This is a genomic window from Polycyclovorans algicola TG408 (assembly GCF_000711245.1).
Lineage (GTDB): Bacteria > Pseudomonadota > Gammaproteobacteria > Nevskiales > Nevskiaceae > Polycyclovorans > Polycyclovorans algicola.
Window position 1 is genome coordinate 1,030,233 of the sequence record NZ_JOMH01000001.1, and the last position, 12,915, is coordinate 1,043,147.

Consider the following 12,915-nt stretch of genomic DNA (forward strand, 5'->3'; position numbering starts at 1 on the left):
ACCCCAACTTGGTTTTTGAGGAGACCGTGAGATGAACCTGCAACGTCGAAACATGATGCGAATGGGCGTCACTGCCCTGGGATTGATGGCCACCACGGCGCTGTGGCCGCTGCGCGCCCTGGCGGCGGCGGCCGGGCTCGACGGTGCCTTCAAGGCCGACTCGGTCGATGCCGTCTTCAAGGACCTCGGCAGCACGCCGACCGAAAGCGCCGACATTGACCTGCAAACCCCCGACATCGCCGAGAACGGCGCGGTGGTGCCCGTTTCGGTCACCAGCAAGATCCCCAATACCGACCAGATCATGATTCTGGTCGAGAAAAACCCGAATCCGCTGGCGGCGTCGTTCGACTTCGCCGAAGGCACCGAGGGCGCGATCAGCACCCGCGTGAAGATTGGACAGACCTGCGACGTGTACGCCGTGGTCCGCGCCGACGGCAAGTTCTACAGCGCACGCCGCGAGACCAAGGTCACCTTGGGCGGCTGCGGCGGTTGATAAACATCCGGCAGGCCCAGTGAACACGCGGTAGACCCACATCAGGAGAGCATCACCATGTCACGCCCCATGAGAATTCGCGCCACCACCAAAGATGGCGTTACCGAAGTCAAAGCCTTGATGTCGCACCCCATGGAAACCGGCCAGCGCAAGGATTCCAGCGGCGCGCTGGTGCCCGCGCACCACATCACCGAAGTCATGGCCATGCACAACGACAAAGTCGTGCTGTCCGCCCATTGGGGCGCGGCTGTGTCGCAGAACCCGTTCCTGTCGTTCTCGTTCAAGGGCGGCGCGCCGGGCGACAAGGTGGTGGTGTCGTGGGAGGACAACCAGGGCGACTCCCGCACCGACGAAGTCGCGCTGCGCTGAGCCCCTGACACTGCCGAGGTCTGATCATGAACTGGAAAACGACCGTCATCGCCCTGGCCGGACTGACCGCCCTGTCGGTCTGGGCGCAGGATGACAATCCGTTTGCGCAGTACCGGGAAATGTTTGGCGACGACAACCCGGCCGAGCTGGTCGAGTTCGAGGGCGAGATCCTGTGGGCTGAAGCCCGTGGCCCGAATAACGTGTCGCTGGAGCAGTGTGATCTGGGCCTTGGGCCGGGTGTCGTCGAAGGCGCCTACGCGCAGTTGCCGCGCTACTTCGAAGACGCTGATGCGGTGATGGACCTGGAAATGCGGCTGGTTTACTGCATGGAAAAAATCCAGGGCTTTGACCGCGATGAACTGGTGGCCAAGCCGTTTTCCGAGCAGGGCCAACCGCAGACGCCGCTGGAAACCTTGAGCGCCTACATCGCCGGCATGTCACGCGGCGCGCCCATCGCAGTGCCGCAGGATCATCCCAAGGAACAGCAGGCCTACCAGACCGGCAAGAAGCTGTTCACCTACCGCGCCGGGCCCTACGATTTTTCGTGCGCCACCTGTCATGCGCAGCCGGACAAGCGCATTCGCCTGCAAGCCCTGCCCGACCTGACCAGCGACGAAGGGGCACGGTTTGCGTACTCCACCTGGCCGGGGTATCGCATCTCGCAGGGCACGGTGCGCACCATGCAGTGGCGGGTGGGCGACTGCTTTCGCCAGCAGCGCTTGCCGGAGCTGGTGTACGGATCCGATGCCGCCATCGGGCTGATCACCTATATGGGTGCGCGCGCCAACGGCGAGCCGATGGCTGCCCCCGGCCTGAAGCGATAGGGAGACGACGATGACCTTCGCAACGCGCACCTTCATCATGTTCATGGCGGCGATCGGGCTGGCAGCGTGCTCGGGCCAGAAAGCCGATGTTGAGGCGCCGGGCGCCGAAGCTGCCGCCTCAGTCGATGCCACCGAAGTTGATCTCGAAGCGATCCTCGCCAGTTCGTTCCGCGCCCGTGGACAGGCCAGCCTCGACCGGCTGCAGCGCAACGACATGCAGGTGATCTGCAGCGACGCGCCCGGCGATCAGCCGTCGGGCGACGACGCCAAGCTCATCACCACGGCGGCGCTGGCTGCGGTGGTGTTCCCCGAAAGCGGCGACTTTATGGGCGACTGGCAGGCGGGCGAAAAGATCGCCCAGACCGGCACCGGCATGCAGTACAGCGACGACCCGGCACAGCCCAATGGCGGCAACTGTTACGCCTGTCACCAGCTCAATCCGGATGAGATCGCCTACGGCAACCTGGGGCCGTCGCTGGCGGGCTACGGCAAGTTGCGCGGCGACTCACAGCCGATGCTGGAGTACACCTGGACGCGCATCTGGAATTCACACGCCTACAACGCCTGCTCACATATGCCGCGCTTCGGCGAGGCGGGGATTCTCACCGAACACCAGATCAAAGACCTCATGGCGCTGCTGTTTGATCCGGAATCGCCGGTCAACCAGTGAGTCGCCCGCGTCTGACACAGGAGCTTTGCCGTGCATCGTCGTGAATTCATACAAGTGCTGGCCGCCGCTGCGGCGGCCGGCCTGCCGATCATGTCGCGTGCCGCCCTGGACACGCCGGACTGGTCGGGCCTGTACGAGGCGCCGCGCTTCGGCAACGTGCACTTCATGCACATGACCGACTGCCATGCGCAGTTGTTGCCGGTGTGGTTTCGTGAGCCCTCGGTCAACCTCGGCGTGGGCGGCGCGCTCAACCAGCCGCCGCATCTGGTCAACGAGCATCTGCTGCGGCACTACGGGCTGAAGCCCGGCACGCCGCAGGCTCACGCCTTCAGTGCCATCGATTTCACCTCGGCCGCACGCCGCTATGGCCGGGTGGGCGGGTTTGCCCATCTCGCCACCTTGGTAAAACAGGTTCGCGCCAGCCGACCCGGCGCGCTGCTGCTGGATGGCGGCGACACCTGGCAGGGATCGGGTACTTCGCTGTGGACGCGGGGGCAGGACATGGTCGACGCGGCCCTGCTGCTGGGCGTCGATGTGATGACCGGGCACTGGGAGTTCACCCTTGGCGCCGAGCGCGTCGAAGAAATCGTCGCCAAGGACTTCAAGGGCAAGATCGACTTTCTCACCCAGAACCTGCGCACCAAAGACTTCGAAGACCCGGTGTTTCCCTCCTACAGCCTCAAGGAAATGAACGGGGTGCCGGTGGCCATCATCGGCCAGGCCTTCCCCTACACGCCGATTGCCAACCCCGGTCACTTCATGCCCGACTGGCGCTTCGGCATTCAGGAAAATGACCTGCAAGACACCATCGATGAGGCGCGCGGCAAAGGCGCGCAGGTGGTGGTGTTGCTCTCTCACAACGGCATGGACACCGACCTCAAGCTGGCGTCGCGCGTCACCGGTCTCGACGCTATTCTGGGCGGCCACACCCACGACGGCATGCCCCAGCCGACAATCATCAAGAACGACGGCGGCGAAACCCTGGTGACCAATGCCGGCAGCAACGCCAAGTTCCTCGGCGTGCTCGATTTCGAAGTCAAGAACGGCAAGGTCTCAGGGTCGCAATACCGACTGTTACCGGTGTTTGCCGACGCGCTGCCGGCCGATCGCGAGATGAGCGCGCTCATCTACAAGGTGCGTGCGCCGTACACCCAGAAGCTGGGTGAAGTGCTGTCGACCACCGACGATCTGCTCTACCGGCGCGGCAACTTCAACGGCAGTTTCGATCAACTTATTCTCGATGCGCTGATGGACGAGAAGGATGCTCAGATCGCCTTCTCACCCGGCTTCCGCTGGGGCACCACGCTGTTGCCCGGCGAGGCCATCACCCTGGAAAAGCTGATGGACCAGACCGCCATCACCTATCCACAGACCACCCGCAACACGATGAGCGGCGAGCAGATCAAGACCATTCTTGAAGACGTGGCCGACAACCTGTTCAACCCCGATCCCTACCTGCAACAGGGCGGCGACATGGTGCGGGTCGGGGGGCTGGAGTACGCCATCGACCCCAACGCCGACGCGGGCCAACGCATCCAGGACCTGCGGCTGGGCGGCAAACCGCTGGATGCCAGCGGCCAATACACCGTCGCCGGCTGGGCGCCGGTGGCGCCGGGGGTGGAGGGCGAGGCGGTGTGGGACGTGACCGCCCGGTGGTTGCGTGGCCAACAATCAGTCACGCCGCGCCGCATCAACACCCCGCGTCTGATCGGCATGGGCGGCAACCGCGGCATCGCCGACTGATCCGGGTCGTGGTCAGGCGAAAATCCTGGCCGACACAACCAAGTGGTGCGCCCTTCGGGATTGCTCAGCATTTGATCGCGCGACTGAGCAGAAACGTCTGACGCACGCGGTTGTCGCTGAAGAACCGCGCGATCAGGGCGTCGAGCTGGGCGCGAAAGGTCTGCAGCCGCTCCGGCTGGTCGGCCAGCATGCTGACCAGCTTGACCACCGGACCTGCGGTCAACTCCATGTTGGCCCGGTAGTGACGTGGACTCAGGCTGGGAATCACCATGTCGTCATACTGAAACTGCAGGTCGCGGACCGTATCGCCGAACCGCGCACGGACGATGCCCGGCTCGCCCCACTGTGGCGGCGGGGCGACGCCCGGCGGGGGCGGTAGATACCGTGCGGTCAGGGCAAACATGCCGCCAATCATCAACTCAGGCGGCCAGGTGGCAAAAGCGATCCGGCCGCCGGGTTTGAGCACCCGAAGCATTTCGCCCAGCGCGACCTCGGGGCGCGGCGCGAACATGTGACCGAACTGGCTGACGACCACATCAAACTGCCCGTCGGCATAGGGCAGGGCCTCGGCATCGCCTTCGATGAACTCGGCATCGAGATCAACCACTGCGGCATTGCGACGCGCCTCTTCAATCAGCACCGGCGACAGGTCGAGGCCTGACACGCGGGCACCCTGCAAGCCGGCGGTCACGGCAGCCACGCCGGTGCCGCAGGCAACGTCGAGCAGGGCATCGCCCGGGGTTATCGCGGCGAAATCAATCAGGCGCGCCGCCGGGGGCGTGGTGAACGTGGCCAGCGGTGCGAAGGTTGCCCACAGCGCACGCTGCATCGCCTTGAATTCGGTGAAGGGGTCGTCGGACATGCGCGTTCAGCCTCCTGGGAGTCGTCGTGACCAGCGGGTGCGCCGGTGTCGGTGAATACATTGATCCGGTACGGACGGGGGTATAATACGATGATGTTCAATTTTGACCCAAGTGCCACAGCAGTTTGGCCGCGAGCCCCTGCTGCGGTGGCTCCGTGAGGTTCGGCGTTACCGCCAATATCGCGTAGATCCGCCAAGATGCTGCAGGTGCTGTTCGTCGGCATGACACTGGGCATGTGCGCACGTGGTGCCGGCGCTCGCCGAGGCTGAATTCGGCGTGGCGCGGGGCTCGTTCATGATGCTGGTCGCCTTCGTGCTGGCATTCGGGGTGGTGAAGGCGGTCATGAACTTTGTTGCCGAGCGCCTCGGCCGGCGGCCCGTAGTGAAGGTTGGCTGGGGGCTTGAGGTGATCCTTTACCTCGCCCCGTCGTGGTCATGGATTGTGCTGGCGACGGTACTTCTGGGCATCAACCAGGGCCTGACCTGGTCGATGACGCAGACCACCAAGCTCGATCTCGCCGGCCCCGAGCAGCGCAGCCGGGTGATCGGCCTGGATGAGTGCGCGGGTTATGCCGGCGTGGCGGGCATCGGCGATCGGCATCTATCGCTTCTGGCGCGATCTGGGCTACGGGGTTGGCGCCGTCGGCCTCGGCATCGCTGCCACGCTGACCGGTGCGGTCGAGGCGGCATTCTGGTTCGTGGTTGTCGTCATGACGCTCTCGGGCATTGTCTTGGCAATCTGGGTTCAGGAAACGTGCCCACCCGTGGCCGAATCAACTGGCCCGCGTTCAGAACGTCCCTGAGGCTGACGCTGTTGGCCAGCGCTGCGGCAAGAATGCCCCGGGGATCCCAAAGGCCTAGGCCAACGCCAGGCCCGCTCCGGCGCAGGCGGCCAGCACGGTCATCAGGCCGATCTTGAAGCGCATCAGCGCGAGTATGGCCGCCGCGCCAATGATCAGCGCGGCAAGATTCAGGCTGCCGGGTACGGGCACCAGCAGGTGAAGGCCATAGCCCTCCCAACGGTTCACCTCGGTGAACAGCACATGCAGCGCGAACCACAGTGACAGGTTGAGAATCACCCCCACCACGGCGGCGGTGATGGCGGTGAGCGCGGCGCTCAGGCCTCGATGGTCGCGCAGCCGCTCGATGTAGGGCGCGCCCAGAAAAATCCACAGAAAGCAGGGCACGAACGTGACCCAGGTGGACAGGGTTGCGCCCATCACCCCGGCCAGCTCGGGGCTCAGCGCGCCGGGGTCGCGCCAGGCGGCGAGAAAACCCACGTAGGTGAGCACCAGAATCAGCGGCCCTGGCGTGGTTTCGGCCAGCGCAAGGCCCTGCACCATTTCACCCGGTGCCAGCCAGCCGTAGCGCTCGACCGCCTGCTGGGTCATGTAGGCCAGTACCGCGTAAGCGCCGCCGAAGGTGACCACCGCCATCTTGCTGAAGAACAGCGCCTGGTCGGTAAACACGTGGCCGAGGCCCAGGGTCAGCACCAGCAGCAGCACCGGCAATCCCCACAGCGCGGCGCCGGCCAGCAGGATGCGCACCGTCCACGCCAGTGGTGGTGATGCGGCCGGGCGCTCGGCAGGCGCAGCGGCGTCTTGCGATGGCGCAAACACGGCGGGCAGGGCACGGGCGCCGATCAGCCCCAGGCCCGCAGCAGCAAAAATGATCAACGGAAACGGCAGGTTGAAGGCAAAAATCCCGAGGAACGACAGCCCGGCAATGCCCCACAGCAGCGGATGCTTGAGCGCCTTGCGCCCCACCTTGAGCACCGCCTGCACGACGATGGCGAGGGTGGCGCATTGCAGGCCGAACAGCAGGCCCTGCATCCACGCCAGATCACCCAGCGTCACGTAAGCCCAGGAGATGGCGACGATCAGCACGAAGCCGGGCAGGATGAACAACACGCCAGCGATGATGCCGCCCCAGGTTTTGTGCAGCAGCCAGCCGGTATAAGTCGCGAGCTGCTGCGCCTCGGGACCGGGCAGCAACATGCAGAAATTCAGCGCGTGCAAGAAGCGCTGCTCGCTGATCCAGCCGCGTTCCTCCACGATCAGCCGGTGCATCAACGCAATCTGCCCGGCCGGCCCGCCAAAGCTGATCAGGCCGATCTTGAACCAGACGCGAAGGGCGTCGGCAAAGGGGACAGGGGGCAAGGGGTTGGCGTCCGAGGATGGTGAGCGGAGACGCGACCAGTCTATAGCGGGGCCCCTATCGCGAGCGGTAGCCAGTTCTAGGCGGTTGGGTAAAAGTGCTCCCCTCTCCCGCTTGCGGGAGAGGGGCCGGGGGAGAGGGCCGCGCGCAGTGCGGGAACCCAGCCGCGTACCGGCTTTCGCCGGCCCTCTCCCGCCCCTGCGGGGCACCCTCTCCCACAGGTGGGAGAGGGGGTAGAAAGGACTCCGGAGCAGCCTTTATCCACGCTCCCAGTACCAGGCAGCGTGCAACAGTGCGGTCGGTTGGTTGGCGACATGGCCTGTAGGTCGGGTTTCAACCCGACATGCGCGGTTGGCAGTCGGCATGAAGGCCGACCCACGGGACGCGCTTATTTCTTCGGGTCCGCCACCATCCGCAGGTAGGGCTTGAGCTCGTTCCAGCCGGCCGGGAACAGCTTCTTGGCATCCTCATTGCTGACCGAGGGCACGATGATCACGTCGTCGCCTTTCTGCCAGTTCACCGGCGTCGCCACCTTGTAGCCGTCGGTGAGTTGCAGCGAGTCAATGACCCGCAGAATTTCATCGAAGTTGCGGCCGGTGCTGGCCGGGTAGGTGAGCGTCAGGCGCACTTTTTTCTTGGGGTCGATGACGAACACCGAGCGCACCGTTAAGGTGTCGCTGGCGTTGGGGTGGATCATGTCGTAGAGGTTCGACACGGTCTTGTCGGCGTCGGCAATCAGCGGAAAGTTGAGCGCGGCGCCCTGGGTTTCCTCGATGTCTTTGCTCCAGCCGTGGTGATCGGCCAGCTTGTCCACCGACAGGCCAATGGCCTTGACGTTGCGCTTGTCGAATTCGCCCTTCAGCTTGGCGGTGTAACCCAGCTCGGTGGTGCAAACCGGGGTGTAGTTCTTGGGGTGGCTGAACAGCACCACCCAGCTTGCGCCCGCCCAGTCGTGAAATTTGATGCGGCCTTCGGTGGTGTCGGCTTCAAAGTCGGGGGCGATGTCGCCCAGTCGAATACTCATGCGTGTTGCTCCTGTCAGACAAAGGGTTCAGGCCGCCGCCCAGGGCGCTGGCACCCCGAGTTGCTTGGCGACGTGCAGCGCCGATTGTGCGGCGCTTTCCAGCAGCGGAATGCCCGGCATCAGGTACGAGCCGCAAAACCACAGCCGCGTTGGCGATGCCGTTTGCCGGGCGACTAGCGCGGCCATGGCCGACTGGCTACCCAGCGTGACCAGCGGACGCTCGAAGCGGGCGCGGCCCAGCACCTGGTCGGCGGCGGGTTCGGTCAGCGGATTCCACGTTTGATAGAGCGCGGCCTCGTCGGCGAGTTCCGGCACGATGTGGTTGAGACGGATGTTGGCCATGGGCGCCGCCGCCGCCGGGTCCACACTGAAATGCACGGGCGAGGTACGTGCCGAGGTGGGCACCAGTCGCGCGTCGCGGTGCACCACCACCTCGCTGCCTTCATACGGCACCTGCCGCAGCCAGTCGGCGGCCTCGGCGTCGGGGCTTTCCACCAGCGCGGCGGCCTGGTTGGCCTGCGCGGCGATCACCACGTGATCGAAGCGGCGGCTGGGTCCGTGTTCATTGGTCAGGTGCACGCCGTCGCCGTCCACTAGCACGGTCTTGATATGCGCCTCACAGACCAGCTCGTCGCAGGGCGCCAGCAGGCGAGCGATGGCGTCTTCCGAACCATGCCGTGCCCGCCAGGTGCACTGGGTGAGCGAGCCGCTGGTGAAAAAGTCGATCAGCGTGTCGGCCGGGTAGCGGCGCACGCCCTCATAGCTGCACGTACACACCGCCGCGAGACTGGGCAGCAGCATGCCGTCGACAAAGGCGGCGTCGTAGCGGTGCCGTTGCAGGTAGTCGCCCAGCGACAGGCCCTGCGTCCGGCCTGCAGCACGGTCGCGCGGCGCCTGGCGCAGAAAGCGCAGCACTTCGCGGGTGATGGTGCGGGCGTGGCGCCGCCAGTCGGTGACCAGCGGAATCGAACGGCCGGCCAGCACCAGGTTGCGGTAGCGGAAGTAGGTGTCGCCCGCCGGGGTCGAGAACGACGCGGCGTGGTCGGTGGGCTGCATCTGCACCCCGGCGGCGCGGTACAGCGCCATCAGGTTGTCGTAATAGCCTGACTTGAACACCCGCAGCGGCACGTCGATGCGCATGGCCTTGCCGCCCGCGTCAAGCGCCACGTTGAACGCGCCCATGCCGGGTCGCGCATGGCGCTCGAACAGCGTCACCTTATGGCTGCGGCCCAGCAGCCAGGTGGCCGCCAGACCGGCGATGCCGCTGCCGACAATGGCGATGTTAAGAGGTGCCGTCATGCGTGGTCTCAGATCTCTTGAAAAGTCAGTCGCAGCGTAACGGCATCGTCAGTTGTCAGTTTGGGGGTGGTTGTCATGCCGGCGTTATCGATAATCGCCTTCATGGACTTCATCCTTGGCTGCTTGTGCTTCACACCTCTCGACCGATGATGTTTCGGGGCCAAGCCATACCGGCAACGGCCCAAAATCAGCGAGAGAACAACGATGGATCTTCGAGGATGCTTCAGCCCGCGTGACGGCCTGCTTGTCAGTTGGCAGCGGCTGACCTTGATCTCGCTGATGGCGCTGGTGGCCGCCTGCTCAGATCTGGAAGCGGAGTTCTTGCCAGCCGACGAGGCGTCTGCGGACCTCCGCCTGCCGACGCCGTCCAGAGCCTTGGTGGTGCTTGAATCACAAGAACTCAGCGAACGGCTGATCGATTTTCGCGTGCTGAGTCCGGCGCTCGCTGCCGAGGTCCGCGTGCGCGTGTTGCTGCCCAAAGAGTATGACCCGCAGCGACGTGACCCCTACCCGGTATCGTATCTTCTGCACGGGTGCTGCAGCGATGGCAGAGGCTACGCGTCATGGACTGATGAGATGAATCTATTGGCCATCAGCGATCTTCTTGATGTCGTTTATGTGATGCCGGAGGGCGGCAACGGCGGTCTTTACAGCGATTGGCAGAATGCTGGACTAGGTGGCCCGCCGCGCTGGGAAACCCATCACATCCGCGAACTGTTGCCGTGGGTTGAGCGGCAGTTTCACGTTCGACGGGATCGTGCCGGACGGATGCTGCTCGGCATCTCTATGGGCGGGCATGGCGCATTGGCCTACGCGGCAAAGTACCCGCACTACTTCGGAAGCGCGGCCGCGCTGTCCCCCGCGATTGACAGCAATACCCTGCTGGGTCGGCTCGTGCTCGACGATGGGGCGCTGCTTGATGGTGGGGTGGAGAGTGACGTATGGGGTCCGCGCAGTTCAGAGGAACTCCGCTGGCGGGGGCATAACCCGTTTGATCTCGCCGAAAACCTCGGCACGGTCGATGTCGTGATCCGCTCGGGCAACGGGCGGCAGCCGGGGCGCTTGCTGTTTCTCGATGTGCTTGAGGCGGCCGTGCACGAGATGTCGGTCAACGTGCATCGCGAGTTGAACCGACTCGGTATTGCGCATCAGTTTGATGACTATGGGTTTGGCACCCACACGCCCGACTTCTGGGAAGAAGGTCTGGCTCGCATCCTGCCGCAACAGGCTTCGGCTGCTGCGTTGCCGCCGATGCCCGTGCGGCACTTCTCCCATCGCGTGATCGACGAGGAGTTTGATGTCTTCGGCTGGTCGGTGGCGGTCCAGCGTGATGCAAAGGAGTTCGTCAGGCTCGGCAATGTCAGCGAGCAGGGGTTCACCTTGTCGGGCAGTGGTCAGGCCACAGTGACGTCTGCCACGTGGTTCGATTCTGATTCGCCCTATACCGTCACGGTGGACGGACGCCCCGAAACCATGGTCAGCGATGGCGCGGGCCGATTGCATTTCAATGTCGATCTTGGCCCCCCCAGAACGGTGCAGGAATATCGATTCGGCGCACCGCCGGGGTTTCTGCGTTCGGTCGACGTTCAGATCACGCGATGAAGCGACCATGCTGCGGCTGCCAGCGCCCGTTGCCCAAGGCGAGGGTTATGTTCGCCATCGGCAACGATGCGCTGACCGCTTGAATGGCGACGGGGCCGGTCTGCAAGCTGGCGGCATCCCGCTACGTCGCGCACACGCTACTCACGGACCATCAGCTCGACCCGTCGGTTCTCCTCGCGGCCCGCCTCGGTTGCGTTATCGGCAATGGGTCGGCTCAGGCCATACCCGACCGGCGTGAGGCGGCGTTTGGCAATCCCACGGTCGCCCAGGTAGTCCTTGACGGCGATCGCGCGACGCTCTGAAAGCCCCAGGTTGTAAGCGGCTGTTCCGACATGGTCGGTGTGGCCGCCGAGTTCCACCCGATTGACGTTCGGGTAGGCCTTCAGCGTTTCGGCCACGCGATCGAGGATCCGCTTGGCTTCCGGCGTCAGGATCGCCGAGTCAAATTCAAACTTCACGCCGTGGAGAATGAAGGCCTTGTTCACCGCGCAGCCATTCTCGTCGACGGCCTCACCCGGTTTGGGGCGTCGGCAGTCACCGACCAGTGCGCATCCGTCGGGCAGCACGGCCAGACCCGGTGGCGTATTCGGGCATTCGTCGAGATAGTCGGGAATGCCGTCGCCATCGGAATCCAGCGGGCAACCGTCTTCGCCTGTGGCCACACCGGGCGGTGTGTCGGGGCAGGTGTCGAACAGATCGGGTACGCCGTCGCCGTCGGAATCGCGAAGGTCCAGCGGGCAGCCTCGGGCATCGACTTGCGTCCCCGGCGGGGTGTTCGGGCATTGATCGAGGTGGTCAGGCACGCCGTCGCTGTCGCTATCCAGCGGGCACCCGGCGGTATCCACGGGTACGCCGGGGGGTGTGTTGGGGCATTGGTCTTGATGATCGGGGATGCCGTCGCCGTCGCTGTCCAGCGGGCAACCGAAGCGGTCCACCTGTACGTCGGCCGGGGTGTTGGGGCAGCGGTCAAGGCGATCAGGAACGCCATCTCCATCGGCGTCGCGAATGTCGCCGCCGCCAAAGTAGTACCGCGCCGAGACGCCAATCTGATGGGCTTTGTATTCGCTTTCGAGACGGCCGCCATCAGAGGTGCTGAAACTGGGGTCGTCCTGCACCTGATAGCGGTAGTCCAGCCCGACGCGCATCTGCCGGTCGATCGGGATGGAGACCCCAGCGCCCAACTGGTACGCCAAGCCGTTGTCGCTGCTGTTGATGTCGCCACTGACCTCCAGTTGCTGATAGCCAAGGCCACCGCCGAGATAGGGCGCAAATCGGGCGCTGAGCTCGAAGTCGTACCAAAGGTTTGCAAAAAGGCCAAACGCGGTGGTGCTGTTGTTGGACCGTGTGGTCAACGGTGTCGCACCGGTGCCCAGCGTGATGCGGTCCCAGTCGGCGCGTGCATAGCTCAGCGCCAGCTCAGGGCGAAGACCGCCATCAAAAAGGTAGCCGGCCGACGCGGTTAAGCCGATGCCGCCGTCGTATTCAATGAGCGTGGGGATGGATTGCGGCAACGTTGGGTCGATCTGATCATTGCCAGGGCCCAAAAGGCCCAGTAAGCAGCCCTCGTTGCCGATTCCCCCGATGGCGTCCAGCAGCGTCCCCAGGCCCAGTAGATCGGCGAGCAGGCAATTGTTGGACGCGGGCGTGCCCAGCGTACCGGGGGTTTGGCTGACACTCCGCGCATCATCCAGGCCGTGATGGAAGCCGCCTGCGCCCACATACCATCCGGGCTCAGCGTTATACCAACCCGGCGGCGTGGCGCTTTGCGCGGTTGCTTGGAATGCGGTCGATAACAGCGCAGCCAGAAGTAGGCCAGACAGCGCCAGGGTGACCGGCCGTGACAGGAAAGAGTTCGACATTTTTTGTGATCCC

The 12,915-nt window shown here is 64.6% G+C and carries 12 protein-coding genes and 1 pseudogene; 8 read left to right on the top strand and 5 right to left on the bottom strand.

The genetic code is table 11. The annotated features are described in order from the left end of the window. The first annotated feature begins 31 nt into the window (after positions 1 to 31). The 5 genes from soxY to soxB are packed head-to-tail and all read left to right on the top strand — an operon-like array spanning position 32 to position 4,099. On the top strand, positions 32 to 493 hold the full coding sequence (gene soxY / locus U741_RS0104990; protein WP_029889389.1) for a thiosulfate oxidation carrier protein SoxY: 462 nt from the start codon (positions 32 to 34) through the stop codon (positions 491 to 493). Between the two features lie 57 nt (positions 494 to 550). Next, a complete protein-coding gene (gene soxZ / locus U741_RS0104995; RefSeq protein WP_029889390.1) occupies positions 551 to 862 on the top strand; it encodes a thiosulfate oxidation carrier complex protein SoxZ in 312 nt (103 codons plus the stop codon). A gap of 26 nt (positions 863 to 888) precedes the next feature. Continuing rightward, positions 889 to 1,686: a sulfur oxidation c-type cytochrome SoxA gene (gene soxA, locus U741_RS0105000; protein ID WP_029889391.1), complete on the top strand. Its 798-nt coding sequence runs from the start codon at positions 889 to 891 to the stop codon at positions 1,684 to 1,686. A gap of 10 nt (positions 1,687 to 1,696) precedes the next feature. Next, positions 1,697 to 2,356, top strand: coding sequence for a sulfur oxidation c-type cytochrome SoxX (gene soxX, locus U741_RS0105005; protein WP_029889392.1), 660 nt, complete (start codon positions 1,697 to 1,699; stop codon positions 2,354 to 2,356). Between the two features lie 30 nt (positions 2,357 to 2,386). After that, positions 2,387 to 4,099: a thiosulfohydrolase SoxB gene (soxB, locus tag U741_RS0105010; RefSeq protein WP_029889393.1), complete on the top strand. Its 1,713-nt coding sequence runs from the start codon at positions 2,387 to 2,389 to the stop codon at positions 4,097 to 4,099. 64 nt (positions 4,100 to 4,163) lie between these two features. On the opposite strand, the gene U741_RS0105015 is transcribed toward soxB, so the two are convergent. Continuing rightward, positions 4,164 to 4,961: a class I SAM-dependent methyltransferase gene (locus U741_RS0105015; protein ID WP_029889394.1), complete on the bottom strand. Its 798-nt coding sequence runs from the start codon at positions 4,959 to 4,961 to the stop codon at positions 4,164 to 4,166. Between the two features lie 177 nt (positions 4,962 to 5,138). Here U741_RS0105015 and U741_RS20070 point away from each other — a divergent pair. Next, positions 5,139 to 5,553 (top strand): annotated as a pseudogene (locus U741_RS20070) (MFS transporter); the annotation flags it as partial. Beyond that, on the top strand, positions 5,516 to 5,764 hold the full coding sequence (locus tag U741_RS19640; RefSeq protein ID WP_235200065.1) for a hypothetical protein: 249 nt from the start codon (positions 5,516 to 5,518) through the stop codon (positions 5,762 to 5,764). The pseudogene U741_RS20070 and the gene U741_RS19640, both read left to right, overlap by 38 nt. 54 nt (positions 5,765 to 5,818) lie before the next feature. On the opposite strand, the gene chrA is transcribed toward U741_RS19640, so the two are convergent. The 3 genes from chrA to U741_RS0105035 form a co-directional block, all read right to left on the bottom strand. Further along, positions 5,819 to 7,120, bottom strand: coding sequence for a chromate efflux transporter (gene chrA / locus U741_RS0105025; protein WP_200872679.1), 1,302 nt, complete (start codon positions 7,118 to 7,120; stop codon positions 5,819 to 5,821). 386 nt (positions 7,121 to 7,506) lie between these two features. Further along, positions 7,507 to 8,142: a peroxiredoxin gene (locus U741_RS0105030; RefSeq protein WP_029889396.1), complete on the bottom strand. Its 636-nt coding sequence runs from the start codon at positions 8,140 to 8,142 to the stop codon at positions 7,507 to 7,509. A 27-nt stretch (positions 8,143 to 8,169) separates the two neighbouring features. Beyond that, on the bottom strand, positions 8,170 to 9,441 hold the full coding sequence (locus U741_RS0105035; protein ID WP_029889397.1) for an NAD(P)-binding protein: 1,272 nt from the start codon (positions 9,439 to 9,441) through the stop codon (positions 8,170 to 8,172). A gap of 279 nt (positions 9,442 to 9,720) precedes the next feature. On the opposite strand from U741_RS0105035, the gene U741_RS18250 reads away from it, so the two are divergent. Next, on the top strand, positions 9,721 to 11,043 hold the full coding sequence (locus tag U741_RS18250) for an alpha/beta hydrolase (protein WP_161776122.1): 1,323 nt from the start codon (positions 9,721 to 9,723) through the stop codon (positions 11,041 to 11,043). A 137-nt stretch (positions 11,044 to 11,180) separates the two neighbouring features. Here the strand turns inward: U741_RS18250 and U741_RS19645 are convergent, their stop codons facing one another. Next, positions 11,181 to 12,902: an OmpA family protein gene (locus U741_RS19645; RefSeq protein ID WP_235200068.1), complete on the bottom strand. Its 1,722-nt coding sequence runs from the start codon at positions 12,900 to 12,902 to the stop codon at positions 11,181 to 11,183. Between the last annotated feature and the right edge of the window lie 13 nt (positions 12,903 to 12,915).

Coding starts and splice junctions, on each gene's coding strand:
- U741_RS0105030 (WP_029889396.1), bottom strand. CDS start 8,142: ATGAGTATTCGACTGGGCGACATCGCCCCCGACTTTGAAGCCGACACC.
- U741_RS0105035 (WP_029889397.1), bottom strand. CDS start 9,441: ATGACGGCACCTCTTAACATCGCCATTGTCGGCAGCGGCATCGCCGGT.
- soxY (WP_029889389.1), top strand. CDS start 32: ATGAACCTGCAACGTCGAAACATGATGCGAATGGGCGTCACTGCCCTG.
- U741_RS19645 (WP_235200068.1), bottom strand. CDS start 12,902: ATGTCGAACTCTTTCCTGTCACGGCCGGTCACCCTGGCGCTGTCTGGC.
- U741_RS19640 (WP_235200065.1), top strand. CDS start 5,516: ATGAGTGCGCGGGTTATGCCGGCGTGGCGGGCATCGGCGATCGGCATC.
- U741_RS0105015 (WP_029889394.1), bottom strand. CDS start 4,961: ATGTCCGACGACCCCTTCACCGAATTCAAGGCGATGCAGCGTGCGCTG.
- soxX (WP_029889392.1), top strand. CDS start 1,697: ATGACCTTCGCAACGCGCACCTTCATCATGTTCATGGCGGCGATCGGG.
- U741_RS18250 (WP_161776122.1), top strand. CDS start 9,721: ATGGCGCTGGTGGCCGCCTGCTCAGATCTGGAAGCGGAGTTCTTGCCA.
- soxA (WP_029889391.1), top strand. CDS start 889: ATGAACTGGAAAACGACCGTCATCGCCCTGGCCGGACTGACCGCCCTG.
- soxZ (WP_029889390.1), top strand. CDS start 551: ATGTCACGCCCCATGAGAATTCGCGCCACCACCAAAGATGGCGTTACC.